This window comes from Thioclava sp. PTB-PU3-1, assembly GCF_055666785.1.
In genome coordinates this window covers 103190-126110 of record NZ_JBVNVL010000007.1, presented here as the reverse complement: position 1 = coordinate 126110, position 22921 = coordinate 103190, and the positions used below count along the sequence as shown (strand labels likewise).

Below are 22921 nucleotides of genomic sequence, written 5' to 3'. Positions count from 1 at the left end.
GGCCCCCACGGCCCCGGGTCCAAGCGGCACCCCGCCGCAGCCCCGAAAACCCGGCGCCAGTCTGCACCGCGAGTCCTTGCGGGGCGCTTAAAGGCCGCATTTGGCGAAAATTCGCACGGTCCGGCATGGTGCGAGGGGGCTCGCGCGCATATATCAGGAACGAGAGAGGAGCCCATGACCCGTCTATTATCCCTTGGACTCGCTGCATTTCTTGCGCTGACGCCCTTCGCGGCCGCAGCCCAAGAGAGCACCGTCGATCTCGCCGTGGAAGAGCCCGAGGTCACGCCCCCCTTCGCACCGGTCGATGGGGCGGATGCGGATCTGGATGCGTTCGTCTGGCAGAAACGACCCATCGTCGTCTTCGCCGACAGCCCGCTCGACCCGGCCTTCAAGGAGCAGATCCGGTATCTGAAGGACCATTGGGCGGAACTGGCCCGGCGCGACGTCGTCGTCATCACCGACACCACGCCCGATCCGGCCAGCGACGTGCGGCGCACGCTGCGCCCGCGCGGGTTCTCCCTCGTCATCATCGCCAAGGACGGCACGGTGAACCTGCGCAAGCCCGCCCCGTGGGACGCGCGCGAGATCGTCCGCTCGATCGACAAGATGCCGATCCGGCGCGACGAGATCCGCGAAGAGCGCGGCTTCTGAGCACATCCCCGCACAACACGGCGCGCCACTAGATCGCGCCCCGCCGTGGCGGGGTGAGCCGGTCGCCCGGCCTCCCTATGCCACGGCGCGGGCGTCACTTATTCGAACTCCATGATGATGTCGTCGACGGCAAGGCTCGCGCCCGCCTCTGCATTGATCTTCTTCACGGTGCCCTTCTTCTCGGCGCGCAGGATGTTCTCCATCTTCATCGCCTCGACGGTGGCCAGCGGCTGACCCTCCTGCACTTCCGCACCTTCCTCGACCGAGATCTTCACGACGAGACCCGGCATCGGGCAGAGCAGGAATTTCGAGGTGTCCGGCGGCAGTTTCACCGGCATCAGCTGCGCGAGCTCGAACTGGCGCGGCGTGCGGACATGCACCTTCAGATCGGCGCCACGCACCCGGATGCGGAAGCCCATCGGGATCTTGCCGACTTTCAGCACCAGGGGCGCACCGTTCACGCTCAGCTCGGCCAGCGGGTCGCCCGGGGTCCAGTCGCTCTCGACCCGCATCTCCTCGCCATCCTCGAAGATGATGGTCGAACCATGGCGATCCGCGTTCACCTTGAGCTTGAAATCCTCATCCTGCAGCGAGACCGCCCAATCCACGCCGACCTTGCGCTCGTGGTTGCCGAGCGTGCCGGAGATCTTCGTGCGCCGGATCTCGGCCACGCGCTCCATCGCCGCCGTGGCCGCCGCGACCTTGCGCAGCATCCCCTCGTCCAGCGTCACGCCGTTGAACCCTTCAGGATATTCCTCTTCGATGAAGGCGGTGGTGATGTTGCCGGTCACGAAACGCTCGTGATCCATCACAGCCGCACAGAACGGCAGGTTGTGCCCGATGCCCTCGACCTCGAACATATCGAGCGCAAGACGCATCTCTTCGATGGCCTCGCCACGGCTCGGCGCCCAGGTGCAGAGCTTGGCGATCATCGGGTCGTAGAACATCGAAATCTCGCCGCCCTCGAAGACGCCGGTATCGTTGCGCACGATGCCGCCCGAAGCGGTCTTACCTTCCACCGGCGGACGGTAGCGGGTCAGACGCCCGATTGAGGGCAGGAAGTTGCGATAGGGATCTTCGGCATAGAGGCGGCTCTCGATGGCCCAGCCGTTGATGCCGATATCTTCCTGTTTCATCGGGAGTTTCTCGCCATCGGCCACGCGGATCATCTGCTCGACGAGGTCGATGCCGGTGATCAGCTCGGTGACCGGGTGCTCCACCTGAAGGCGGGTGTTCATCTCGAGGAAGTAGAAGTTCTTCTCGCCATCGACGATGAATTCCACCGTGCCCGCGCTGCAGTAATCCACCGCTTTCGACAGGGCCACGGCCTGCTCGCCCATCGCCTTGCGCGTCTCGGGGTCGAGGAAGGGCGACGGCGCCTCTTCGATGACCTTCTGGTTGCGGCGCTGGATCGAGCATTCACGCTCGTTCAGATAGACGCAGTTGCCGTGTTTGTCGGCGAGCACCTGAATCTCTATGTGGCGCGGTTGCGTCACGAATTTCTCGATGAAGATACGGTCGTCGCCGAAGCTGTTCGCGGCCTCGTTCTTCGACGACTGGAAGCCCTCGCGCGCCTCTTCGGCATTCCACGCGATACGCATCCCCTTGCCGCCACCACCTGCGGAAGCCTTGATCATCACCGGGTAGCCGATCTCGTCGGAGATCTTCACCGCCTCGTCGGCATCCGCGATCAGCCCCATGTAGCCGGGCACGGTCGACACGCCCGCCTCTTTCGCGAGCTTCTTCGAGGTGATCTTGTCGCCCATCGCCTCGATCGCACCCGAGGGCGGACCGATGAAGGCGACGCCCTCTTTCTCGAGCGCCTCGGCGAATTTCTTGTTTTCCGACAGGAAGCCGTAGCCCGGGTGAACCGCCTCGGCGCCCGACTGTCGGATCGCATCCATGATCTTGTCGATCACGATATAGGACTGGTTCGCGGGCGGCGGGCCGATATGGATCGCCTCGTCGGCCATCTGGACATGCAGCGCCTGCGCATCGGCATCGGAATAGACGGCGACCGTCTTGATCCCCATCTTCTGCGCCGACTTGATGACGCGGCAAGCGATCTCGCCACGGTTGGCGATCAGGATTTTCTTGAACATGTCAGGCCCTTCCCTTCCGGCGCGGGAGGGGCATCCCCCCGCCCCGCGTGTCGTGTTCATGATGTGAGACAAACGAAAAACCGCCACCGGGGCGTGCAGCCCCGATGGCGGTCGAATAGCGATCGGACGCGGTCAGAGCCGCGCAGATGTGCTTAGTACGAGCGCTGGCAGACGCCTGCGTCGTCGCAATACGTGCCCGCGAGCGCGCCGAGAGCCGCGCCGGTGAGCGCGTTGTTGTCGGTCGCATCCGCGATGATCGCGCCGCCGGCCGCGCCGGCGAGGGCGCGCTGGCCGTCGGTTTGCATGCAGCCTGCGAGAGCGAGACCGGCAAGGACAAGAAGGATCGGGGTTTTACGCATGGGAAACTGCCTCCAATAGCGGTTATGATTGGACGCGAGTTTATCGCGGCGCCGTGAAAAGCCAACGGCGAAAACGCGAGCTGAAGCCCCATCGGCGAGCTATCGCCGCTCCCCTTCACATCTTGGCGGAGCCCCCCTTGCCCCCCGAAAGAAAAAAGCTGCGGCCCGACCATAAGATCAGGCCGCAGGAATAGGGAAGGGGTAGGGATATTAAACAAGCCGCGGGTGTTGGGGACAGTACGGCTTGCCCGCTCAATGTGACCGCGCGCACCGGCGATTGCAAAGGCGAAATCCCTGCAACCATGAGGTTCGGCGGCATGCCGCCATTTCGCGCAGGACATCAGCGAAATCATGCCCAATCCTCATCCTCGTCATCATCGAAGGTGAAGGCGTCGGGATCGGCGAAGACCTCCGGGAAGGAGGCTTCCGCGCGTTTCACGTCGATTTTGAGAAGCGCCTCGTAGCTTTCGGGATCGAACGGATCCTCGGCGGCCACCACCTCGCGCCCGAAGAGCCAGCTCAACCGGCCCGCATCGAGATTACCGCGCTCGAACGGCTCTTCGCCGAACTGCGCCCAAAGCGCGGCCATGAAGCCCGCATCGGCCTTGCGATCGCCATGACCGCGATCGGCGTAGCGTTCACGCCGGATGAGTTTCGTCGCGCCCTTCTTGTTGGCACGGCGAATGGTGAATTGATAATCCGTCGAGGGTAACCGCGACGGGAAACCGCGATGCTTCAGCATGACGCGCCCTCCCCTTTGAAGTTGCTGGGACGGCGCGTGCTGAGCGTTAGCGGTGCAACACTGTTACCCGCGCGTCGGGTCGTTCGGAGTTGTCGAGCGAGGCGTTCCCGTCGGCTGACGCGTCGATCCGCCACGCGGCTCGGGCACGCATTCGGCCGGTCGCTGCGCTGTTGCCGCCGTGGCAGTCTCGAGCGGTCCGCACTCGAGCGGACAATCGGGCACGGACGCCGGGTATTGCGAGTCGACGAGCCGTCCAGTCGGTCGGCAGGAGCCGCCACTGGCGACGGGGCCGCCATATTTGCCGGTATAGACCGGCTCCACGGTGACAGGTGCAGGCTCCGGCTTGGGCGCACAGCCCACAAGCAGGGCCGCGCAGGCAACCGCGCCCAGAGAAATTCGGACCATCTCACTCTCCCCCATTCATTGTTGGAATGGCTAAGAGCGTACTCTGGAAGGATAATTGCCGCTAGGTAACCGTATGGCGTATCACACAACGCCACGGCCCCCGCAGGGATCGCGGGGGCAAGGCGACGGCTGCCGCCCCGCCCCGCACGCAGATTATTTGTACTTGCCGGTGTAGGTCGGCTCGGTGGTGACGGCAACCGGCGCGGGCTCAGGCTTGGGTGCGCAGGCTGCGACGAAGGCCACGAGGCCAAGCGCGATGAGAGCTTTCGACATGTCGTTCTCCTGTCCAAGGGGGCGCCCGCCCCGATCTCGGCGAGGTTCGGCACGACCCGTTTCAATACGGGGACCGAAATTGCTTTCCCCAAGGGCAGGTTAGCCTGCAAATCCTGCTCACGAAAGCGCGATTTCGCCGTGAGCGGCTGCGCGTATGCGCGCCCCGGCATCATGCCCTCCAAGCTGTGATCTGCGGATCCGGCCAAAGCCATCAGAAAAACTCCCAAACGCAGTTTCCGTCCTCGACGGAAAAGCTGTCGAAATATTGCACCACCTCGGGGGCGGCATCGCCGAACGGCACGATCTGGTCCGACAGGCTCACCATCACCTGCGCGGGCTCCGGACCGGGCTGCGGCAGGCGCGGCACCACCCACCCGTTGCACAGCGCCTCGATATCCTTCAGCGCGATATCGGAGGACAGCGGACTGCGCCCTCCGATCTGCGGCGCAAGGAAGCGAAAGCGATAGGTCAGCCCGTCCGGCCCGGCCTCGTTATGGATCACGTCGATCCACCAGACCTTCTGTCCCGACGGGACCGGGATCGCATCGCCCTTGGTCCCCTTCGGCCCATCGCCCGGCCCCAGATCCGCCCCCAGATTGCCCGGATGCATCACCGCACCGTAATCGGGCACCGGCGTCACCTCCCGCAGCTCCTGAGCCGATGCGGGCAATGCCAGCACCAGCCCGGCGAGAGCGCCGGGCAAGAGCGTCGTGATCCTCGGCCTGCCCGTCATGCGCCTCCTCAGAGCGGGATGTTGTCGTGCTTCTTCCACGGGTTGGACAGCTTCTTCGAGCGCAGCGCCGCAAAGGCACGGGCCACCCGGCGACGCGTCGAGCGCGGCTGGATCACCTCGTCGATGAAGCCCTTCTCGGCCGCCACGAACGGGTTCGCGAACCGGTCCTCGTAATCGGCGGTGCGCTTGGCGATCTTCTCAGGCTCGCCCAGCTCCGAGCGATAGAGAATTTCGACCGCGCCCTTGGCCCCCATCACCGCGATTTCCGCAGTCGGCCAGGCGTAGTTGAAATCGCCGCGCAGGTGCTTGGAGGACATAACGTCATAGGCCCCGCCATAGGCTTTGCGGGTGATGACGGTGACCTTCGGCACGGTCGCTTCGCCATAGGCGAACAGCAGCTTCGCGCCGTGCTTGATGACGCCGTTATATTCCTGGCTGGTGCCCGGCAGGAAGCCCGGCACGTCGACAAGCGTCAGGATCGGAATTTCAAACGCGTCGCAGAAGCGCACGAAGCGCGCGGCCTTGCGGCTGGAATCGATGTCCAGACAGCCCGCCAGCACCATCGGCTGGTTCGCGACCACGCCGACCGTCTGACCTTCGAGACGGATGAACCCGGTGATGATGTTGCCTGCGAAATCCTTCTGGATCTCGAAGAAATCCCCCTCATCCGCGATCTTCAGGATCAGTTCCTTCATATCGTAGGGGGTATTCGCGTTCGACGGCACCAGCGTGTCGAGCGAGGCCTCGATCCGGTCCACCTCGTCGAAGAAGGGCCGCACGGGCGCCTTCTCGCGGTTCGACAGCGGCAGGAAGTCGATCAGGCGGCGAGTCTCGAACAGCGCCTCGACATCGTTCTCATAGGCACCATCGGCGACCGAGCTTTTCTTGGTGTGCGTGGTCGCGCCGCCCAGTTCCTCGGCCGTCACATGCTCGTTCGTGACCGTCTTCACCACGTCGGGGCCGGTGACGAACATGTAAGACGTGTCCTTCACCATGAAGATAAAGTCCGTCATCGCGGGCGAATAGACCGCACCGCCGGCACAGGGGCCCATGATGAGGCTGATCTGCGGCACCACGCCCGAGGCCATGATGTTGCGCTGGAACACGTCCGCGTAGCCCGCAAGCGAGGCCACGCCTTCCTGAATCCGCGCACCGCCCGAATCGTTGATGCCGATCACCGGCGCGCCGTTCTGGACCGCCATATCCATGATCTTGCAGATTTTCTCGGCATGGGTTTCCGACAGCGAGCCGCCGAAGACCGTGAAGTCCTGGCTGAACACATAGACCATGCGCCCGTTCACGGTGCCCCAACCGGTGACGACGCCGTCGCCATAGGGCTTGCTCTCTTCCATCCCGAAATCGGTGCAGCGATGGGTTTTGAACATGTCGAACTCTTCGAAAGAGCCCTCGTCGAGCAGCAATTCGATCCGCTCGCGCGCGGTCAGCTTGCCCTTCTTGTGCTGCGCCTCGATGCGTTTCTCGCCGCCACCAAGGCGGGCTTCGTCGCGCCGATGCTCCAGCTCCTTCAGGATGTCTCTCATGAGGGTCCTCCGCATAATTTCCCGGCACACTATTCCGAACGCAACAATCTTACAAAGGGGATTCGAGAAAATTTGCAAATAATTGGCAAGCAACGGATAGCGAATTGCATAACTGCGAAGCCAGTTGCCACTCGCAGCGTATCTCCGATTGATCCCGCGACGCCGCCTCAGACTCGGGAAAGTTTGACGCCGAATGTTTGCAAAGCTACAAATTCATTTGCAAAGGGAGGGGCAGATGGCGACTCAGAAACTCTATGCCGGTGTGAAACTGCGCGAGACCCGCACGCGGCTCGGCCTGACCCAGAAAGCCTTCGCCGAGCGGCTCGGCGTGTCGCTGCCCTATCTCAACCAGATGGAGAACAACCACCGCCCGGTCTCGGCGCAGGTCGTGCTGGCGCTGGCTAGCGAATTCGGGCTCGACGTGACCGAGCTCTCGGCAGGCGATGCGGAGCGGCTGGTCTCGGACATGCGCGAGGCGCTGGCCGACCCGATCTTCTCCGATGGCGCGCCGCCCTTGGCAGATCTGCGGCTCGCGGCGTCCAATGCCCCGGCGCTGGCGCGGTCTTTCCTTGAGCTACATCGCGCCTATCGCCAGACCCATGAACGCCTCGCCTCGCTCGACGAAGCCCTGGGCCGCGAGGGCGCGCAAACGGTGGTCTCCCCTTGGGAGGAGGTCCGCGACTTCTTCCACTATTGCGACAATTACATCGATGCCGTCGACCGCGCGGCCGAGCGCTATTCCTGCCGCGATGGCAATAGGTTGGAGCCCATTCCTCATGCGATCGACACCCTCGCGAAGCGGGGCATCGACGTGCAGTTTTCCGACATTTCGCAGCTGCGCGAGCGCGATGGCAATCGCCTTCTGATCAACGCCCATGCGGGCCGCCCGACGCAGGCCTTCCAACTGCTCCATCAGGTCGCGCTGATGACCCAGAACGACCTGCTGGAGGCCACGCTCGACCTCGCGCGCTTCCAGTCCGACACCGCCCGCGCGATCGCCAAGATCGGTCTGGCCAACTACTTTGCGGGCGCCGCGCTTCTACCCTACCGCCCCTTTCTGGAGGCGGCGCAGGACACGCGCCACGATCTGGAGCGGCTCTGCGACATTTTCACCGCCTCGACCGAGCAGGTCGCCCACCGCCTCTCGACCCTGCAACGGCCCGGCGCGAAGGGCATCCCCTTCTTCTTCGTCCGCGTCGATCAGGCCGGCACGATCACCAAGCGCCACTCCGCGACCCGGCTGCAATTCGCCCGGTTCGGCGGCGCCTGCCCGCTCTGGAACGTCCACCAAGCCTTTGAAACACCGACAAAATTCCTGCGGCAACTCGCCGAGACCCCCGATGGCGTGCGCTATCTCTGCCTCGCGCGCGACGTCTCGAAATCGGGCGGCAGCTTCACTGCGCCCGTGCGTCGTTACGCGATCTGTCTTGGGTGTGAGGTGAGCCACGCGAAGGGGCTCGTTTATGCCGACGATATGGAGCTCGGCAATCCCAAGGCCTACCAGCCGATCGGGATCTCCTGCCGAATCTGCGAGCGCAAGGACTGCCACCAGCGCTCGGTTCCGCCGCTGGAACGCCGGCTGCATGTCGATCCCGACCATCGCGGCCTTCTGCCCTACGACATCGCATAGAAAAACATCGCATAGAAAAACGCCCCGGGGCCGAAGCCTCGAGGCGTCCCACCAAAATCACTCGTTACCCTACAACTCAGGCGTCGGCGGTGCCCAGCATCCGCGCGATCTCGTCCTTCACTGCGGCGCGTTGCTTGCGCAGGTCGGTCTCGGCCAAGCTGTCCATCGGCTCCACATTCGTCTCGGCCCGGTGCACGCGATCGTTGAGCGCGTCGTAATCGTCCAACAATTTTGCAAAATGCGCGTTGGAGATTTTCAACTCGTGAATCCGATCGAGTTTCGTCGGGAATTCTTCTTGCAGCGTGTGCGGCGTATTGGCCATGTCGCTCCCTTTCCTTGCTGTCGGGTCGACATTAGGCCAGCGCGACTCGTCCCACCTTGATGCGCATCAAATCAGCCGCCCGCGCGACGCCATCCGGCCGATTTTGCATCGGCTTCCGAGCAGAACCACCGCTCGCCCTTGGCCTCGTTGATCCGCGTGGCGGCATAAGCGCGCGTGCCCGGCAGATGATAGAGCCGTCCGCGCCCGGAAATATTGCCTTTGATCGCGCAATTTCCCGGCGGATTCTGAACTTTGGCCGCTGCCCGCACCTCTGCGGGGCGCTGCGCCGCGCCCTGCCAGACACCGAGGCCCGCGCGCCGCGCCCGCTCCTCCTGCGACACGTAATCGCGCGAATATTTCCGATAGGCGAAGGCCGCCCCGCGCGCGACCATCTCGGCATTCAGGTCGCGCCCGCCTGCCCGGCAGACCGCGATCAGCCGCCCGTAGCGATCTTCCTCATCGCCCGAGCAGCGCACCCCCTGCCCCGCGAGCCGCTGCAGCTCCGCCGTGGCCGCCCGACCGCAGGCCCAGCGCACGCCTTGCGCCGTCTTGCAGCTCTGCTTCGCCTCCGGCGCGTCGATCCCAAAAAGCCGCACCCTAGTATTCGCGACCACCAGCGTATCGCCATCGACGACGCGCGGCAGGCCGCTCACGGTCGCCGCCGAGAGCTGCGAGGCGGCGGGCACTGCCAGAAGAACGAGGAGTGAACAAATCCTTAACATGCCCCAGATATCGGCGGAACTGATCTCGCACGCAACAGATTTCGTAGCTGAATGGTAAACTCGAAACTTGGGAGCCCCACATGTCCGACGCGCTCAACCTGATCGGCCGCATCCTGATCGCTCTGCTGTTCTTCGGCGGCGCGGTGCAGAAAGTCAGCGATCCGCAGATGGTGGAGGAGATGATCGGCTGGCTCGGCCTGCCCGGCTGGCTGGTCTGGCCCGTGGCGCTGTTCAATCTAATCGCGGCGCTCGGTCTGATCTTCGGCCCGAAGGTGCGGGCTTGGGCCCTCATCCTCGCCGCGTATTGCATCTTCACGAGCTGGTTTCACTGGCAGCTGCGCGCCGACCCGTGGCAGGTGACGATCTTCGTGAAAAACTGGGCGATCGCGGGCGGACTTTTGATCCTCGCGGCGCAAGGGCCGGGGCGCTATGCCCTCAACCTCCCGCGCCGCAAGAACGGTTAGATCAGCGCTGCGCCACTTGCCAGTTCGGCGCCACCCATGGCTCGAGATTCTCGCGCGCGAGCGGCGTGCGGCCCAGCAGGTGATCGGCCATCTTCTCGCCCACCATGATCGAGGGCGCGTTGAGGTTGCCATTGGTGATCCGCGGGAAGACCGAGCTGTCGGCGACCCGCAGCCCCTCCACCCCGATCACGCGCCCTTCCGGATCGACGACCGCACTCGGATCGTCCGCCGCCCCCATCTTCGCGGTGCCGCAGGGGTGATAGGCGCTCTCGGCATGCTCGCGGATGAACGCGTCGATTTGCTCATCCGTCTCGACCGCAGCTCCCGGCTGGATTTCGTGCTTCACATGCGCGGCCATCGGTCCTTGTGCAAAGATCTCCCGCGTTAGGCGAACGCATTTGCGGAACTCGGCCCAGTCGTCGGGGTGGCTCATGTAATTGAACTTGATCTCCGGCTTGGCTTCGGGATCGCCTGAGCTGAGCCGCACATGCCCGCGCGATTTCGAGCGCATCGGCCCGACATGCGCCTGGAAACCGTGCCCCTCGGCGGCGGCCTTGCCGTCATAGCGCACCGCGATCGGCAGGAAGTGATACTGGATATCCGGGTAGTCGATCCCGGCATCCGAGCGGATGAAGGCGCAGCTCTCGAACTGGTTCGACGCGCCGAGCCCGCCCTTGGTGAAGAGCCACTGCGCCCCCACCCGGGCCTTGCCGTAGAGGTTCCAGTATTTGAACAGCGTCACCGGCTGCTTGGCCGCGAATTGCATATAAATCTCAAGGTGATCCTGCAGATTGCCGCCCACACCCGGGCGATCCGCCAGCACCTCGACACCATGCTCGCGCAGATGCTCAGCCGGGCCAACGCCCGACAGCATCAACAGCTTCGGCGTGTTGATAGAGCTGGCCGCCAGCACGACCTCGGAGCTCGCGCGGACCACCTCGATCTGGCCCTTGCGCTTGATCTCGACGCCGACGGCCTTCTTGCCTTCGAAGACCACGCGCCGCGCCAGACCGCGCACGATCCGCAGCTTGCCGGTCTTGAGCGCCGGGCGCAGATAGGCGTTGGCTGCCGACCAACGACGCCCCTTGTAGATCGTGGCCTCCATCGGCCCGAAGCCTTCCTGCTGCTGGCCGTTGTAATCTTCGGTCACCGGATAGCCCGCCGCCTTGCCCGCCGCGACGAACGCGTCGAACAGCGGGTTGGCGCGCGGCCCGCGGGTCACATGCAGCGGCCCCGAACGGCCGCGCCATTCTGTCTCTTCACCGCCATGCCAATGCTCCATCCGCTTGTAGTAGGGCAGCACATCAGCATAGCCCCAGCCGGTTGCGCCGCTCTCTTCCCAATGGTCGAAATCGCGCGCGTGGCCCCGGACATAGACCATGCCGTTGATGCTCGACGAGCCGCCCAGCACCTTGCCGCGCGGGGTCGCCAGACGCCGCCCGCCCAGATGCTCTTCGGGTTCCGACTGAAAGCCCCAGTCGTAGATCCCCATATTCATCGGATAGCTCAGCGCGCCGGGCATCTGGATGAACGGCCCCGCATCCGAGCCGCCATGCTCGATTACCACGACGTCGCGACCCGCTTCCACGAGCCGATACGCCAGCGCCGAGCCACCCGAGCCCGCGCCTACGATCACAAATTCTGCCGAAACACTCATATCTTCCCCTTGGCGGAAATATCCCGGGTGTCGCCGTTTGGTGCGCCATCGGCCCGAGGACCAAACGGCGACGGGCAGCGCCCCCAAGCCTCGTCAAATTCGAACTCAGTAAGGGCTATCGACCGGTCCCATGCCGACATAGACGGATTTGAGCTGCGTATAATGCTCCACCGCCGCGCGCGAATTCTCGCGCCCGAAGCCCGATTGCTTCACCGCGCCGAAGGGCATCTCCACCGGCGTCAGGTTATAGGCGTTGATCCAGGTCGTGCCCGCCTGCAGCTGGCCGACCACACGATGCCCGCGCGCCAGATCGCCGGTGAACACACCCGCGGCGAGGCCGAACTGCGTGTCATTGGCCCGCGCGATCGCCTCTTCCTCGGTTTCGAAATCCAGCACCGACATGACCGGGCCGAAAATCTCCTCGCGCGCGATGGTCATGTCGTCGGTGACATCGGCGAAGACCGTGGGCTGCACGAAGAGCGGCCCCTCGTTGCCCGCAGACCCACCGCAGACCAGCCGCGCGCCCTCGGATTTCGCGCTCTCGACATAGGACATCACCTTGTCGAACTGCGCCTGCGAGATCAGCGGACCGAATTGCGTCGCCTCATCCAGCGGATCGCCCGCGACGATGGTCTCCGTGCGCTCTTTCAGGCGGGCGAGGAATTTTTCCTTGATGCCCTTCTGCACGAAGACCCGCGTCCCGTTGGAACAGATCTGACCAGAGGAATAGAAATTCCCCAGCATCGCCGCGCCGATCGCGCTTTCGATATCGGCATCGTCGAACACGATCATCGGGGATTTGCCGCCCAACTCCATCGTGACGTGTTTCATGCCTGCCGAGGCCGCCTGATAGACCTTCGCACCCGTCGGCACCGAACCCGTCAGCGAGACCTTCGCGATACGCGGATCGGTCGAGAGCGCCGCCCCCACCGGACCGAAGCCCTGCACCACGTTGAAGATACCCGCAGGCATCCCGGCTTCGATGAAGATCTCGGCCAGCTTCAGCGCGCCCAGCGGCGTCATCTCGGAGGGTTTGAACACCATCGCATTGCCGGTCGACAGCGCGGGCGCCGATTTCCAGCAGGCAATCTGGCTGGGATAGTTCCACGCGCCGATCCCTGCGCAGACGCCCAGCGGCTCGCGGATCGTGTAGGCGAAATCTCCGCCCAGCGGCATCGTCTCGCCGGTCAGCGTCGGCGCGAGACCTCCGAAATATTCCAGCGCCTCGGCGCCCGAGGGCCAGTCTGCCTCGCGGGTTTCCTGAATCGGCTTGCCGGTGTCGAGGGTTTCCAGCAGCGCCAGCTCCTCACCACGCTCACGGATGATCGCGACGGCGCGGGTCAGGATGCGGCCGCGCTCGACTGGGCGCAGTGCGGCCCAGTCCTTCTGCGCTTTAACCGCGCCGGAAATCGCGGCGTCGATCACCGCAGGCGTCGCGGCGTGCAGCTTGGCGATCACCTCGCCGGTGCCGGGATAGGTGACGATCAGCTCGTCGCCGTCCGTGTCTTCCATCCAGTCGCCATTGACGAAATGGCTTGCTTTCGGCTGTGCCCTCATTGGTGGACCTCCAATTCCTTTTCCAGATGCGCCAGCACCAGTTCACAGGCGGCCTCGCGGTCGGGTTCGCCCGCGACAAGCGCCGCGCGGATGTAGACGCCGTCGATCATCGCGCCCAAACCCTCGGCCACGGAGCCCGCACGGTCCCCGACCAGCGGCCGCAGCCCGTGCATGAGGTTGGAGCGCAGACGGCGCTGATAGATATGCAGCAGGCGCCGCGCTTCGGCGCTCGACTGCGCGAGAACGTAGAAGTTCAGCCACGCGGCAATCGCCTCGTGCCGGAACGAGCCAGCCGCGAAAGAACCCATCACAACTGCGCGAACTCGCTCATGCGGGGTCTGTGCCATCGCCATCGCACCGCGCACTTCCGCGCCGTAGATCGACAGAATCGACCGCATCGCGGCGAGGAAAATCCGGTCTTTCGACCCAAAATAATGGTGCGCCAGCGCCGAGGACATACCCGCACGCCGGGCGATCTGCGCGACCGTCACATCGAGCGATCCCGCCTCGCCCACTGTCTCAATAGTCGCTTTGACCAAGGCAGCGCGCCGTATAGGCTCTGCTCCAAGCTTCGGCATGTTCGGCCTCCTTCCGGGTGGCTTGCTTGCATGTCGAGCTAGAACATGTTTATTGACTCGTCAATCAACAACCGCATCCCGCGGTTTTTCTTAACGCTGCACAGGGAGAAAAAAGCATGAAACTTCGTTCCACGCTCCTCGCAATGGGGGCTGCGCTCTCGCTCGGACTGGCAGGCACCGCGCCCGCACAGGCCGCCGATTGCTCGAAAGTGACCTTCTCCGATGTCGGCTGGACCGACATCACTTCGACCACCGCGGTCGCGACCACGATCCTCGAAGTGCTCGGCTACGAGACCGACACCAAGGTGCTCTCGGTTCCGGTGACCTACGAGGCGCTGTCGAAAGGCGATGTCGACGTATTCCTCGGCAACTGGATGCCCTCGATGGCCGCCAACGTGGATCCCTACACCAAGGACGGCACGGTCGAGACGCTCGGCACCAACCTGACGGGCGCGAAATACACGCTCGCGACCAACGCCGCCGGCGCCAAGGCCGGCATCAAGGACTTCTCCGACATCGCCAAGCACGCCGACGAGCTTGACAACCAGATCTACGGCATCGAGCCGGGCAATGACGGCAACGCGCTGATCCTCGACATGATCGACAAGGACGCCTTCGGCCTGAAGGACTTCGACCTGAAGGAAAGCTCCGAGCAGGGCATGCTCGCGCAGGTCGCGCGCGCCGACAAAGCCGACAAGCCGATCATCTTCCTCGCGTGGGAGCCCCACCCGATGAACTCCAACTTCGACATCACCTATCTCTCGGGCGGCGATGACTTCTTCGGCCCCGATTACGGCGGTGCGACGGTCATGACCAATGTCCGCGCGGGCTATGTCGACGAATGCCCGAACCCGGGCAAGTTCGTCTCCAACCTGAAGTTCACCCTCGGGATGGAAAACGAGATCATGGGCAAGATCCTCGACGATGGCGATGATCCCAAGGACGCCGCGAAGGCTTGGCTCAAGGCCAACCCCGATGCTTGGAAAGCATGGCTCGACGGTGTGACCACGAAGGATGGCGGCGACGCGCAGGCAGCGGTCGAGAAAGCGCTGAACTCGTGAGCCTTCGGGCGAAATATTCGCGCGGGCGACAGGGCATGACCCTCCGCCCCCGCTTCCCCTCGGTCCGCGCCCTCACCGGCGCGGCCCTTCTCTTCGCGGGGATGATAGCCGCCCCCCTCGCCCCCGCGCGCGCCGCGGATTGCCCCGACACCAAGGCCCTGCACGCGGCGGGCGTCACGCTCACCCGCAACAGCCCCAAAATGGCGCAGGCCTATCGCTACGAGAACGGCACGCTGACCTCCTACCGGGTCGACGATCCCGAACTCGGCCGCCCGCCCAAGCGCGAGCGCTACGACCATCCGCTGGCGGTGAGCCTGCAGGAAATGGACGGGCGCAGCTTCGCGCTCATCTATGACGACGACCCCACGCGGCTCGACCAACTGCCGCAACTGGGCAACTGGCGCACGCCGGTGGCCCTGAAAGTCGACGGCGAGACCAAGGATCGCGGCACCATCTCCTACGCCTATCGCGGCACCGGCTCGGTGCAGATCGGCGCGTGCCGCTACGATGTCTGGCAGGTCGTCGAACGGATCGCGATGGGCAAGCTGCGCACCGCCTTCCTCAAGGAATTCTCTCCCAAGGCCGGGCTGGTCCTGCGCGTCACCAAGCTCGACCCCGAAACCGGCAAGGCGCAATCGCAAGTCGCCTTCGACCGCATCGAGACGCGCCAGAAATAACAAACCGCAAGGACAGCTATGAACTGGTTGACCGATACCAAAATCCCCGTGGGCAAGACGGCCAAGATCGTGATCGACTGGCTGCAGGACCACGCAGCGCCGCTCTTCGACGCGCTCTCCGTGGCGCTGAAGGCCCTGATCGACGCAACGCTCTGGGTGCTGCAAGGCCCCCCGCCCCTTCTCGTGATCCTCGCCTTCGCGGTGATCGCCTACCTGCTGCAGCGCAGCTGGAAGATTTCCCTGCTGGTGATCGTGGGCTTCCTGTTCATCCTCAACCAGGACTACTGGGAGGAAACCACCGAGAGCCTCACCCTCGTGATCGCCGCCTGCGTGGTCTGCATGGGCATCGGCGTGCCGATCGGCATCGCCGCCGCCCACCGTCCGCGCCTGTATTCGGTGCTGCAGCCGGTCTTGGACCTGATGCAGACGCTGCCGGCCTTCGTCTACCTGATCCCGGCCATCGTCTTCTTCGGCATCGGCATGGTGCCGGGCCTGATCGCGACCGTGATCTTCGTGCTGCCCGCGCCGATCCGCCTGACCCATCTGGGCGTCTCCTCGACCCCCGACACGCTGACCGAGGCCGCCCAATCCTTCGGCGCGACCAAGAGCCAGCTTCTGTGGAAGGTCGAGCTGCCCTATGCCACGCCGCAGATCATGGCCGGTCTGAACCAGACCATCATGCTTTCGCTCTCGATGGTCGTGGTGGCCGCGCTTGTCGGCGCTGACGGCCTCGGCGTGCCAGTCGTGCGCGCGCTCAACACCGTCAACACGGCGCTCGGCTTCGAGTCCGGCTTCGTGATCGTCGTTGTCGCCATCATCCTTGACCGCATGCTGCGCCGCGGAGGTTCGAAATGACCCAGACCAAAGCCAAAACCGCCGTCAAATTCGACAATGTCTCCATCGTCTTCGGCGACCGCCCGCAAGAGGCGCTGCCCCTGATGGACGAAGGGCTCTCGCGCCCCGAGATTCAGGAGCGTACCGATCAGGTGCTGGGCGTGCATGACTGCTCGGTCGAGGTGCCCGAAGGCGAAATCCTCGTCCTCATGGGCCTCTCGGGCTCGGGCAAATCGACGCTGCTACGCGCCGTGAACGGGCTGAACCCGGTCGTGCGCGGTCAGGTCGAGGTGCATGACGGCGAGCGTCTCGTCGACGTCACCCATGCCGACCCCGCGACCTTGCGCAAAATGCGCCTGAACAAGATCGCGATGGTCTTCCAGCAATTCGGCCTGCTGCCCTGGCGGACCGTGCGCGAGAATGTCGGCCTCGGCCTCGAACTCGCCGGCATGAGCAAGGCGGAACGCCGCAAGAAGGTCGACACCCAGCTGGAACTGGTGGGCCTGTCGGACTGGGCCGACCGTCAGGTGGCCGAGCTGTCGGGCGGCATGCAGCAGCGTGTGGGCCTCGCCCGCACCTTCGCCACCGACGCGCCGATCCTGTTGATGGACGAGCCCTTCTCCGCGCTCGACCCGCTGATCCGCACCAAGCTGCAGGATGAGTTGCTGGAGCTGCAAAACAAGCTCAAGCGCACGATCATCTTCGTCAGCCACGACCTCGACGAAGCCTTCAAGATCGGCAACCGTATCGCGCTGATGGAAGGCGGGCGGATCGTGCAATGCGGCACCGCGCGCGACATCATCGCCAAGCCCGCAAACGGCTATGTGGCCGATTTCGTGGCCCATATGAACCCGCTCGGCGTGCTGACCGCCGAGGATATCGCCGATCCCGTCGGCACGCCCACCGGCGACGCCACCGGCGCGCCGATGCCCGCCGACGCGCCCGTGCGCGACGTGATGGAGCGGCTGCGCCACGAGCCCGCCGTACCGCTTACCGATGGCCGTGTCGTGACCCGCGAGGGCGTCATCACGCGGCTCATCGACCCCCAGCGCAGCGCCGAGGCGAGCTGAGGGACGCTTCGCGGAGGATATTTTGACCAAGCCGAAACCAAGGCGCGCGCGCCCCTTCGGCTTGGCTCAAATATCCCCGCCGGAGGCATCCGACATTTGCAGAAAAGCGCCGCGCTGTCAGATCTTGGTGGCAGGCGGAGGCGGCGTCACCCGGCGTTTGAGCTGCGCCTCGCGGAAGGTCATGTAGCTGACCGAGGCGATGATGATAGCACCGCCGAGGATCACGTAAGGGTCCGGGCGCTCGCCGAAAATCGACCAGCCCGCAATCGCCGCCCAGACCAGTTGCAGGAAGATCACCGGCTGCGTCACCGTCACAGGCGCCGCGGCAAACGCCCGCGTCATGCAGTAATGCCCGCCCGTCGCGAACACCGCCACCGCGCCCAGCCAGAGCGTCTCGGACAGCGTGATCGGCTCCCATTTCCAGATCGCCACCGGGGCGAGCGCGACCGTCACCACCAGCGTCATCATCGCCACCACCGTGCCCGCGGGGACGTAATCGGTCAGCCGCTTTGCCGTGAGATAGGCGCCGCCGAAGAACAGCGCCGCGCCAAGCTGGGCGAGATGGCCGGGCTCGATCGCGCGCATCCCCGGGCGCAGGATGATCAGCGCGCCGATCAGCGCGACGACCACCGCCGTCACGCGCCGCCAGGCCAGCCCCTCGCCCAGCAAAAGCGCGCCGCCCACCGTCACCACGATCGGGTTGAGGTAGTTGATCGCGGTGACATCGGCGATCGGGATATTGCTCATCGCGAAGAACCACAGCCCCACCGCCACCGCATGCAGGAGACCGCGCACGCCGAACAGCGCCCAGACCTGCGGCGGGAAATTCTGGCGCAGGATGCGGGCCAGCGCGGGCGCGAAGAAGATCAGCCCCCACATGAAGCGCACGAAGGCCGATTGCGCGGCGGGCACCTGATCGCCCAGCCAGTGGACGATGATGTTCACCATCACGAAACAGGCGGTGGTGGCGAGCATCCACAGGATGCCGATCAGCGGTTTGTTGGGTTTGTCTTGCGCGGTCATGACCCCTCTTGGACGCTGGTTCGGCACCGCGCGCAAGGGGCGGCTTTGTGTCGGTTATAATGCGCCCGCGGCGAGCTTCCAGGCGATCGAGCCCATCAGCACCGCGATCAGCGCATCGAGCACGCGCCACGCGCTCTCCTTCGCGAAAAGCGGCGCCAGAAGTCGCGCGCCATAGGCCAGTGCGAAGAAGAACACGAACGAAGCCACGATCGCGCCGGTGGCGAAGCTGATCCGCGCGCCCGCGAACTGCGCCGAGACCGCACCCAGCAGCACCACCGTATCGAGCCAGACATGCGGGTTCGCCCAAGTGAAAGCGGCCACCGTCACGAGGACGGCGCGTAAGGACGGCGCGCTGCCTGCGCTCGGGTCGAGATGCTCGCCGCCCCGGATCGCCGCCAAAGCGGAGCGGATCGCATACCAGCTGAGAAAGGCGACACCGCCCCAGCGCAGCGTCTCCGGCAGCCATGGCAGCGCCGTGGAAGCGGCCGCGAAGCCCGACACGCCAAGCGCGATGAGCACCGCATCGGAGAGCGCGCAGAACAGCGCTACCGCGAAGACATGCTCGCGCCGCAGCCCCTGACGCAGCACGAAAGCGTTTTGCGCGCCGATCGCCACGATCAGCCCGAGCCCCAGTTTCAGCCCCGCCCAGAATGCCACCAATTCCATCCGCCTCACCTCCGGTCTGCTCAGAGACGCTTCTCAGTGCCGGGGCGTGCGTATAAGTTCAACTTAATTAAACTAACTCTGTATAAGTAAAACTTATGTTCGACTATGCCGCGCTGGATGCGCTCGCCACCGTGATCGAGACCGGAAGCTTCGAGGCCGCAAGCGCACGGCTCGGGGTATCGCAATCGGCCGTCTCGCAACGGGTCCGCCAGTTGGAGGAACGCATGGGCGCGGTTCTGGTGATCCGCGCCACGCCCTGCCGCGCGACCGAGGATGGCGCGCGGCTGATCGCCCATCTGCGCGAGGTGGCGCTTCTGGAAACCGAGCTTGCGCCCTCCGAGACCCCGCCGGTTCTGCGCATCGCGGTGAATGCGGACAGTCTCGCGACTTGGGTATTGCCCGCGCTGGCCGAGGTGGAGAACGTACGCTTCGATCTGGTGATCGACGACCAGGACCATTCGGCGGGGCTTTTGCGCCGGGGCGAAGTCGCGGGCGCGATCACCGCCGATGAGGGGCCGATCGCAGGCTGCGACAGCGTGAGCCTCGGACGGCTGCGCTATATCGCGACGGCGAGCCCGGATTTCGTCGCGCGCTATTTCCCGGACCGGATCGACCGGCACGCCTTGCGTGCGGCCCCTGCCCTGCAGTTCAACGCCAAGGATCGGCTGCAGGACCGCTGGGCCTCGATGATCGCGGGCATGCCGATGGGGCTGCGCGCGCATCGTATCGGCTCGAGCGAAGGTTTCGTGGAGGCCTGTCTGCGCGGCATGGGCTGGGGGCTGAACCCCGAGGCGCTGGTGCGCGCGCATCTGGAAAGCGGCGCGCTGGAACGGCTGGGCCCGGCGCCGATCGACGTGCCGCTCTACTGGCAAAGCGCGAGGCGGCTGAAAGCCCCGCTCGCGCCGCTGACCAAAGCGCTGCGGCAGGCGGCGAAAGCGGTGTTGTTGTAAGGGGCCGGTTACAGGGCGTTGCGCGCGGCTCGTTCCGGCCAGAGCGGCTCCCCGGCCTGAGCGCGCGTTGCCCGCGGCCTGCGCGGCGCGCATAGTGATGGATGTCCCGCAGGCTTGTCAGGAGGAGAGACGCCCATGGAGCTACCCGATTTCATTCAGGCCTTCCCCGCCCTCGATCTGCCGTTTCCCGAAGATCAGGTGCGCAGCCACGCGATCCGCTCGGAGGCAGGGCTGGTGGTGTTCCTGCACTTCCTCACCGATTTCGACCTTCCGCCCCATGCGCATAAGGCTCAGTGGGGCACGGTGATCGAAGGCGAGGCGGAGCTGACCATCGCAGGCGAGACCACGGTCTACCGCCCCGGTGAGACCTACAACATCCCCGACGGGGCGGAACATTCCGCGCGTCTGAAGGCCGGGACGCAAGTGATCGACGTCTTTGAAGAAGCCGATCGCTATCCGCTGAAAGCCTGAGGAAAGGCGCTCAGACCCGGATCACCGAGACGCTCTGGTTGATCAGCATCGCGGGGGCCTGCGATTCCATGAAGGCCACGTCATAGGCATCGCGCCCAACCGCGACCAGCGCCATGTTCTCGGCCCCGCACATGCCGGTCGCATCGACCATATGCCACGCGCCATCGAGCCAGACCTCGGCCACGGCGTGGAAATCCTGCGGCCATACATCCGGCCCATAGGCCGAGGCCATGCGTGCCGGAATCTGCGCCGCGCGCACCATCGCGCAGAACAGATGCGCGTAGTCGCGGCACACCCCTGCCCGGCCCGCGAAGGTCTCGAGCACGTTGGTGTCGCTATCCGACGCGCCGGGCACATAAGACAGGTTCTTCTCGATCCAGTCGCGGATCGCGGCCACCTTCGCCCCGCCCTGCAGATCGCCGAAACGCTTGCTCACGAAGGAGACAAACTTGTCCGACTGCACGTAGCGCGAGGGCCGGATATAGGGCGCGGCCTCGGCGGGCAGCTCGTGGAGCTGTGCCGCCCGCATCTGCGTCAGGTCGATCGCCGGACGCGTGATGTCGATCAGCGCCTGATAATGCAGCGTCATCTGCGTGCCGACCTGCGCCCAGATCCGCTCGCCCACGCCGCAATCGCCCGCGATCCGGCCCACGCTCGCATCGCCGAGGTTCATCGACGCGTCGACGATCTCCTGCCCCGGAGCCTGCGCCGCTTCGAGCACCAGCGCGACCGTATTCGGCTGCGGGAACTGGTATTGCATCTGCACGTCGACGGAAATGCGCATGGCGGCTCCTTCTCTCGGGATTCAGGTGGTGTCACTGGGATGGAGCGCGCCGCGTAACAGAGACACGTCGGTGGGGAAAGGGGGGCGCCGAGGGTTTGGTTCCCTATCGCACGCCGGAAAGCCGAACCCGCTGGACCGGGCTGGTCGTGCGCCTCGAGACCGTCCATGATACAGGTGCGAAAACGCCCCGGGACAAAAAGGTGAGTAATGGCGCCCAACGATAGCTACAGACCGGCTTGCCTGCTCGTCTTTTCCACCCAGAGGACCGGCAGTTCGCTGCTTTGCGACTATCTGCAACGCGCGGGTTTGGGAAAAGCGGGCGAATTTTTCCTGCTTATGATGCGCAGCAAACCCCGCAATGAGATCACGCCTGCGGATTTCTTCGCCGCGGCTGAAATGGGGCGTGGCGAAAACGGAACCTCGGCGATCAACGTGATGTCGAACCAGCTTGCTCCGATCGCGGAAGCCTTTTTCGGCAAACCGGCCTATGAGGCTTTGGAGCCGGTGGCGGCTCACGCACAGTTCATCGACGCCTATGCAAAAATCTTCGGATCGAGCGCCTATCTGCGCATCTCTCGCAGCGACCGCGTCGCGCAGGCGATCTCGCGTCTCGTGCATCGAAAGAGCGGCGTCGCCCATGTGAAAGCCGGAGAGGCGCAACGCACGCCGAACCACAAAGCCGGCAGCGGCGATCCGGTCGACGAGATCACCGGGGCGGACCTTGCCCACGAAATCTTTCGGATCGATCAGGACGAAGCCCATCTCGATGCGGTTCTTGCGCAACTCGACCAGCCCGTTTGCGACGTCACCTATGAAGACCTGACCGAAGACCCGGAGCGGCAGTTTCAGGCCATCTGGCATTTTTTCGGCTGGGGTAATTTCGACATGCCCCTGCGCACGGACCACACGAAGGTGACCAAGACCGCGGATCTCACCGTTCTGCGGACGAAACTTGCCGCCTATCTGGGGGCCGATCCGGAGAGCAACGATGCGGACCTGCTCGCGCTGTGCCGGGCCCGCAATGCGCAGGAAGGTCACGGCCCCCGCAGCGCGAAACGAACTGGCGGCCTGAGCAGGCTCCTGCGACGCGGCGCACGCTCGCGCGCATGAAAAAAGGCGCCACGAGGGCGCCTTTTCAAGTTCTAGAAGCAAACGCAGACTTACGCGTCGATCTTGACGAGTTCCACGTCGAAGGTCAGCGCCTTGCCGGCGAGCGGGTGGTTCGCGTCGAGGACGAGTTCTTTCTCGTTCGCCTCGGCGACGGTCACGTTCACGGTCTGACCGTCCTGGGTCTGAACCTGAAGCTGGGTGCCCGGCTCGGTCGGGATGTCGTCGGGGATGTTCGCGCGGTCGACCGACTGCATGCGCTCGGGGTGATGCTCGCCATAGGCCTCTGCGGGCTCGACGCGCACGGTGCGCTTTTCGCCCTCTTCCATGCCGGTCACGCCCTTGTCGAGGCCGGGGATGATCTGGCCCGAACCGAGCGTGAAGGACAGCGGGTCACGGCCTTCCGAGCTATCGAAGACGGAGCCGTCATCGAGCTTGCCGGTGTAATGAAGATGCAGGGTGTCGCCAGCCTTTGCCTGGGTCATGGTGATATCCTTTCGCGGGGAGATGAATTTGCCGAGGCCACGGGGTTACGCGGGTGC

Annotated in this window: 25 protein-coding genes; 10 read left to right on the top strand and 15 right to left on the bottom strand. The window is 64.7% G+C overall.

Annotated elements, in window-relative coordinates:
* Window positions 1-174 precede the first annotated feature (174 nt).
* Window positions 175-651 (top strand): DUF4174 domain-containing protein, encoded by a 477-nt coding sequence (locus ACZ7GB_RS17120; protein ID WP_472159679.1) that lies wholly within the window; start codon window positions 175-177, stop codon window positions 649-651.
* Window positions 652-749: 98 nt separating this feature from the next.
* Here ACZ7GB_RS17120 and ACZ7GB_RS17115 read toward each other — a convergent pair whose 3' ends face one another.
* From ACZ7GB_RS17115 to ACZ7GB_RS17090, 6 genes are all read right to left on the bottom strand, one after another.
* The gene (locus ACZ7GB_RS17115; protein WP_078547480.1) at window positions 750-2753 is read right to left on the bottom strand and encodes an acetyl-CoA carboxylase biotin carboxylase subunit; all 2004 of its coding nucleotides are present in this window, start codon (window positions 2751-2753) and stop codon (window positions 750-752) included.
* A 152-nt stretch (window positions 2754-2905) separates the two neighbouring features.
* A complete protein-coding gene (locus ACZ7GB_RS17110; protein ID WP_078571734.1) occupies window positions 2906-3112 on the bottom strand; it encodes a hypothetical protein in 207 nt (68 codons plus the stop codon).
* A 349-nt stretch (window positions 3113-3461) separates the two neighbouring features.
* Window positions 3462-3854, bottom strand: a complete 393-nt coding sequence (locus tag ACZ7GB_RS17105; RefSeq protein ID WP_078522855.1) for a hypothetical protein — start codon at window positions 3852-3854, stop codon at window positions 3462-3464.
* Window positions 3855-3917: 63 nt separating this feature from the next.
* Complete coding sequence (locus ACZ7GB_RS17100) at window positions 3918-4259, bottom strand: hypothetical protein (RefSeq protein WP_472159677.1); 342 nt, start codon at window positions 4257-4259, stop codon at window positions 3918-3920.
* Window positions 4260-4743: 484 nt separating this feature from the next.
* Entirely contained in the window at window positions 4744-5265 is a 522-nt protein-coding gene (locus ACZ7GB_RS17095) for a DUF6497 family protein (protein WP_472159675.1), read from the bottom strand.
* A gap of 8 nt (window positions 5266-5273) precedes the next feature.
* Entirely contained in the window at window positions 5274-6806 is a 1533-nt protein-coding gene (locus ACZ7GB_RS17090; RefSeq protein WP_083078881.1) for an acyl-CoA carboxylase subunit beta, read from the bottom strand.
* Between the two features lie 235 nt (window positions 6807-7041).
* Between ACZ7GB_RS17090 and ACZ7GB_RS17085 the strand changes: the two genes are divergently transcribed.
* A complete protein-coding gene (locus ACZ7GB_RS17085; protein ID WP_078522857.1) occupies window positions 7042-8436 on the top strand; it encodes a helix-turn-helix domain-containing protein in 1395 nt (464 codons plus the stop codon).
* Window positions 8437-8512: 76 nt separating this feature from the next.
* Here ACZ7GB_RS17085 and ACZ7GB_RS17080 read toward each other — a convergent pair whose 3' ends face one another.
* Window positions 8513-8758 (bottom strand): YdcH family protein, encoded by a 246-nt coding sequence (locus tag ACZ7GB_RS17080; protein ID WP_078542708.1) that lies wholly within the window; start codon window positions 8756-8758, stop codon window positions 8513-8515.
* A 71-nt stretch (window positions 8759-8829) separates the two neighbouring features.
* Window positions 8830-9480 carry a thermonuclease family protein gene (locus tag ACZ7GB_RS17075; RefSeq protein WP_472159673.1) on the bottom strand — a complete coding sequence of 217 codons (651 nt, stop codon included), beginning with the start codon at window positions 9478-9480 and terminating at the stop codon, window positions 8830-8832.
* A gap of 80 nt (window positions 9481-9560) precedes the next feature.
* Between ACZ7GB_RS17075 and ACZ7GB_RS17070 the strand changes: the two genes are divergently transcribed.
* Window positions 9561-9944, top strand: a complete 384-nt coding sequence (locus ACZ7GB_RS17070) for a DoxX family protein (protein ID WP_083078883.1) — start codon at window positions 9561-9563, stop codon at window positions 9942-9944.
* 1 nt (window position 9945) lies between these two features.
* On the opposite strand, the gene betA is transcribed toward ACZ7GB_RS17070, so the two are convergent.
* The 3 genes from betA to betI all read right to left on the bottom strand — a co-directional run bounded on the left by betA (window position 9946) and on the right by betI (window position 13736).
* A complete protein-coding gene (betA, locus tag ACZ7GB_RS17065; RefSeq protein ID WP_472159671.1) occupies window positions 9946-11601 on the bottom strand; it encodes a choline dehydrogenase in 1656 nt (551 codons plus the stop codon).
* A 105-nt stretch (window positions 11602-11706) separates the two neighbouring features.
* Window positions 11707-13158 carry a betaine-aldehyde dehydrogenase gene (betB, locus tag ACZ7GB_RS17060; RefSeq protein ID WP_472159669.1) on the bottom strand — a complete coding sequence of 484 codons (1452 nt, stop codon included), beginning with the start codon at window positions 13156-13158 and terminating at the stop codon, window positions 11707-11709.
* A complete protein-coding gene (gene betI, locus ACZ7GB_RS17055; RefSeq protein WP_078542703.1) occupies window positions 13155-13736 on the bottom strand; it encodes a choline-binding transcriptional repressor BetI in 582 nt (193 codons plus the stop codon). The genes betB and betI overlap by 4 nt, the downstream gene beginning before the upstream one ends.
* 116 nt (window positions 13737-13852) lie before the next feature.
* On the opposite strand from betI, the gene ACZ7GB_RS17050 reads away from it, so the two are divergent.
* The 4 genes from ACZ7GB_RS17050 to choV are packed head-to-tail and all read left to right on the top strand — an operon-like array spanning window position 13853 to window position 17378.
* Window positions 13853-14797 (top strand): choline ABC transporter substrate-binding protein, encoded by a 945-nt coding sequence (locus ACZ7GB_RS17050; RefSeq protein WP_472159667.1) that lies wholly within the window; start codon window positions 13853-13855, stop codon window positions 14795-14797.
* 35 nt (window positions 14798-14832) lie between these two features.
* On the top strand, window positions 14833-15474 hold the full coding sequence (locus ACZ7GB_RS17045) for a hypothetical protein (RefSeq protein ID WP_472159665.1): 642 nt from the start codon (window positions 14833-14835) through the stop codon (window positions 15472-15474).
* A gap of 18 nt (window positions 15475-15492) precedes the next feature.
* Window positions 15493-16329 carry a choline ABC transporter permease subunit gene (gene choW, locus ACZ7GB_RS17040; protein WP_078547496.1) on the top strand — a complete coding sequence of 279 codons (837 nt, stop codon included), beginning with the start codon at window positions 15493-15495 and terminating at the stop codon, window positions 16327-16329.
* Window positions 16326-17378 (top strand): choline ABC transporter ATP-binding protein, encoded by a 1053-nt coding sequence (gene choV, locus ACZ7GB_RS17035; protein WP_472159663.1) that lies wholly within the window; start codon window positions 16326-16328, stop codon window positions 17376-17378. Before choW ends, choV begins: the two co-directional genes overlap by 4 nt.
* A 117-nt stretch (window positions 17379-17495) precedes the next feature.
* On the opposite strand, the gene ACZ7GB_RS17030 is transcribed toward choV, so the two are convergent.
* Together ACZ7GB_RS17030 and ACZ7GB_RS17025 are read right to left on the bottom strand one after the other, a co-directional pair.
* The gene (locus tag ACZ7GB_RS17030; RefSeq protein ID WP_472159661.1) at window positions 17496-18401 is read right to left on the bottom strand and encodes a DMT family transporter; all 906 of its coding nucleotides are present in this window, start codon (window positions 18399-18401) and stop codon (window positions 17496-17498) included.
* A gap of 54 nt (window positions 18402-18455) precedes the next feature.
* Window positions 18456-19067 carry a LysE/ArgO family amino acid transporter gene (locus tag ACZ7GB_RS17025; protein ID WP_472159660.1) on the bottom strand — a complete coding sequence of 204 codons (612 nt, stop codon included), beginning with the start codon at window positions 19065-19067 and terminating at the stop codon, window positions 18456-18458.
* A 95-nt stretch (window positions 19068-19162) separates the two neighbouring features.
* Here ACZ7GB_RS17025 and ACZ7GB_RS17020 point away from each other — a divergent pair, with 95 nt between their 5' ends.
* Both ACZ7GB_RS17020 and ACZ7GB_RS17015 read left to right on the top strand, forming a co-directional pair.
* Window positions 19163-20017, top strand: a complete 855-nt coding sequence (locus ACZ7GB_RS17020) for a LysR family transcriptional regulator ArgP (protein WP_472159658.1) — start codon at window positions 19163-19165, stop codon at window positions 20015-20017.
* 135 nt (window positions 20018-20152) lie between these two features.
* A complete protein-coding gene (locus ACZ7GB_RS17015; protein ID WP_472159657.1) occupies window positions 20153-20488 on the top strand; it encodes a cupin domain-containing protein in 336 nt (111 codons plus the stop codon).
* 10 nt (window positions 20489-20498) lie between these two features.
* Here ACZ7GB_RS17015 and ACZ7GB_RS17010 read toward each other — a convergent pair whose 3' ends face one another.
* Window positions 20499-21272, bottom strand: coding sequence for a transglutaminase-like domain-containing protein (locus ACZ7GB_RS17010; RefSeq protein ID WP_472159656.1), 774 nt, complete (start codon window positions 21270-21272; stop codon window positions 20499-20501).
* A 207-nt stretch (window positions 21273-21479) separates the two neighbouring features.
* Between ACZ7GB_RS17010 and ACZ7GB_RS17005 the strand changes: the two genes are divergently transcribed.
* On the top strand, window positions 21480-22382 hold the full coding sequence (locus ACZ7GB_RS17005; protein WP_472159654.1) for a Stf0 family sulfotransferase: 903 nt from the start codon (window positions 21480-21482) through the stop codon (window positions 22380-22382).
* Between the two features lie 50 nt (window positions 22383-22432).
* Here the strand turns inward: ACZ7GB_RS17005 and ACZ7GB_RS17000 are convergent, their stop codons facing one another.
* Complete coding sequence (locus ACZ7GB_RS17000; protein ID WP_078522873.1) at window positions 22433-22864, bottom strand: FKBP-type peptidyl-prolyl cis-trans isomerase; 432 nt, start codon at window positions 22862-22864, stop codon at window positions 22433-22435.
* Window positions 22865-22921 lie beyond the last annotated feature (57 nt).

What these genes read in the sequence shown, in the direction of transcription:
- ACZ7GB_RS17000 (WP_078522873.1), bottom strand. Translation starts at nt 22,864, where the DNA reads ATGACCCAGGCAAAGGCTGGCGACACCCTGCATCTTCATTACACCGGC.
- ACZ7GB_RS17120 (WP_472159679.1), top strand. Translation starts at nt 175, where the DNA reads ATGACCCGTCTATTATCCCTTGGACTCGCTGCATTTCTTGCGCTGACG.
- ACZ7GB_RS17005 (WP_472159654.1), top strand. Translation starts at nt 21,480, where the DNA reads ATGGCGCCCAACGATAGCTACAGACCGGCTTGCCTGCTCGTCTTTTCC.
- ACZ7GB_RS17020 (WP_472159658.1), top strand. Translation starts at nt 19,163, where the DNA reads ATGTTCGACTATGCCGCGCTGGATGCGCTCGCCACCGTGATCGAGACC.
- betB (WP_472159669.1), bottom strand. Translation starts at nt 13,158, where the DNA reads ATGAGGGCACAGCCGAAAGCAAGCCATTTCGTCAATGGCGACTGGATG.
- ACZ7GB_RS17110 (WP_078571734.1), bottom strand. Translation starts at nt 3,112, where the DNA reads ATGCGTAAAACCCCGATCCTTCTTGTCCTTGCCGGTCTCGCTCTCGCA.
- betI (WP_078542703.1), bottom strand. Translation starts at nt 13,736, where the DNA reads ATGCCGAAGCTTGGAGCAGAGCCTATACGGCGCGCTGCCTTGGTCAAA.
- ACZ7GB_RS17070 (WP_083078883.1), top strand. Translation starts at nt 9,561, where the DNA reads ATGTCCGACGCGCTCAACCTGATCGGCCGCATCCTGATCGCTCTGCTG.
- choW (WP_078547496.1), top strand. Translation starts at nt 15,493, where the DNA reads ATGAACTGGTTGACCGATACCAAAATCCCCGTGGGCAAGACGGCCAAG.
- ACZ7GB_RS17030 (WP_472159661.1), bottom strand. Translation starts at nt 18,401, where the DNA reads ATGACCGCGCAAGACAAACCCAACAAACCGCTGATCGGCATCCTGTGG.
- ACZ7GB_RS17075 (WP_472159673.1), bottom strand. Translation starts at nt 9,480, where the DNA reads ATGTTAAGGATTTGTTCACTCCTCGTTCTTCTGGCAGTGCCCGCCGCC.
- choV (WP_472159663.1), top strand. Translation starts at nt 16,326, where the DNA reads ATGACCCAGACCAAAGCCAAAACCGCCGTCAAATTCGACAATGTCTCC.
- ACZ7GB_RS17095 (WP_472159675.1), bottom strand. Translation starts at nt 5,265, where the DNA reads ATGACGGGCAGGCCGAGGATCACGACGCTCTTGCCCGGCGCTCTCGCC.
- ACZ7GB_RS17105 (WP_078522855.1), bottom strand. Translation starts at nt 3,854, where the DNA reads ATGCTGAAGCATCGCGGTTTCCCGTCGCGGTTACCCTCGACGGATTAT.
- ACZ7GB_RS17085 (WP_078522857.1), top strand. Translation starts at nt 7,042, where the DNA reads ATGGCGACTCAGAAACTCTATGCCGGTGTGAAACTGCGCGAGACCCGC.
- ACZ7GB_RS17090 (WP_083078881.1), bottom strand. Translation starts at nt 6,806, where the DNA reads ATGAGAGACATCCTGAAGGAGCTGGAGCATCGGCGCGACGAAGCCCGC.
- ACZ7GB_RS17010 (WP_472159656.1), bottom strand. Translation starts at nt 21,272, where the DNA reads ATGCGCATTTCCGTCGACGTGCAGATGCAATACCAGTTCCCGCAGCCG.
- ACZ7GB_RS17080 (WP_078542708.1), bottom strand. Translation starts at nt 8,758, where the DNA reads ATGGCCAATACGCCGCACACGCTGCAAGAAGAATTCCCGACGAAACTC.
- ACZ7GB_RS17050 (WP_472159667.1), top strand. Translation starts at nt 13,853, where the DNA reads ATGAAACTTCGTTCCACGCTCCTCGCAATGGGGGCTGCGCTCTCGCTC.
- betA (WP_472159671.1), bottom strand. Translation starts at nt 11,601, where the DNA reads ATGAGTGTTTCGGCAGAATTTGTGATCGTAGGCGCGGGCTCGGGTGGC.
- ACZ7GB_RS17025 (WP_472159660.1), bottom strand. Translation starts at nt 19,067, where the DNA reads ATGGAATTGGTGGCATTCTGGGCGGGGCTGAAACTGGGGCTCGGGCTG.
- ACZ7GB_RS17045 (WP_472159665.1), top strand. Translation starts at nt 14,833, where the DNA reads ATGACCCTCCGCCCCCGCTTCCCCTCGGTCCGCGCCCTCACCGGCGCG.
- ACZ7GB_RS17100 (WP_472159677.1), bottom strand. Translation starts at nt 4,259, where the DNA reads ATGGTCCGAATTTCTCTGGGCGCGGTTGCCTGCGCGGCCCTGCTTGTG.
- ACZ7GB_RS17015 (WP_472159657.1), top strand. Translation starts at nt 20,153, where the DNA reads ATGGAGCTACCCGATTTCATTCAGGCCTTCCCCGCCCTCGATCTGCCG.
- ACZ7GB_RS17115 (WP_078547480.1), bottom strand. Translation starts at nt 2,753, where the DNA reads ATGTTCAAGAAAATCCTGATCGCCAACCGTGGCGAGATCGCTTGCCGC.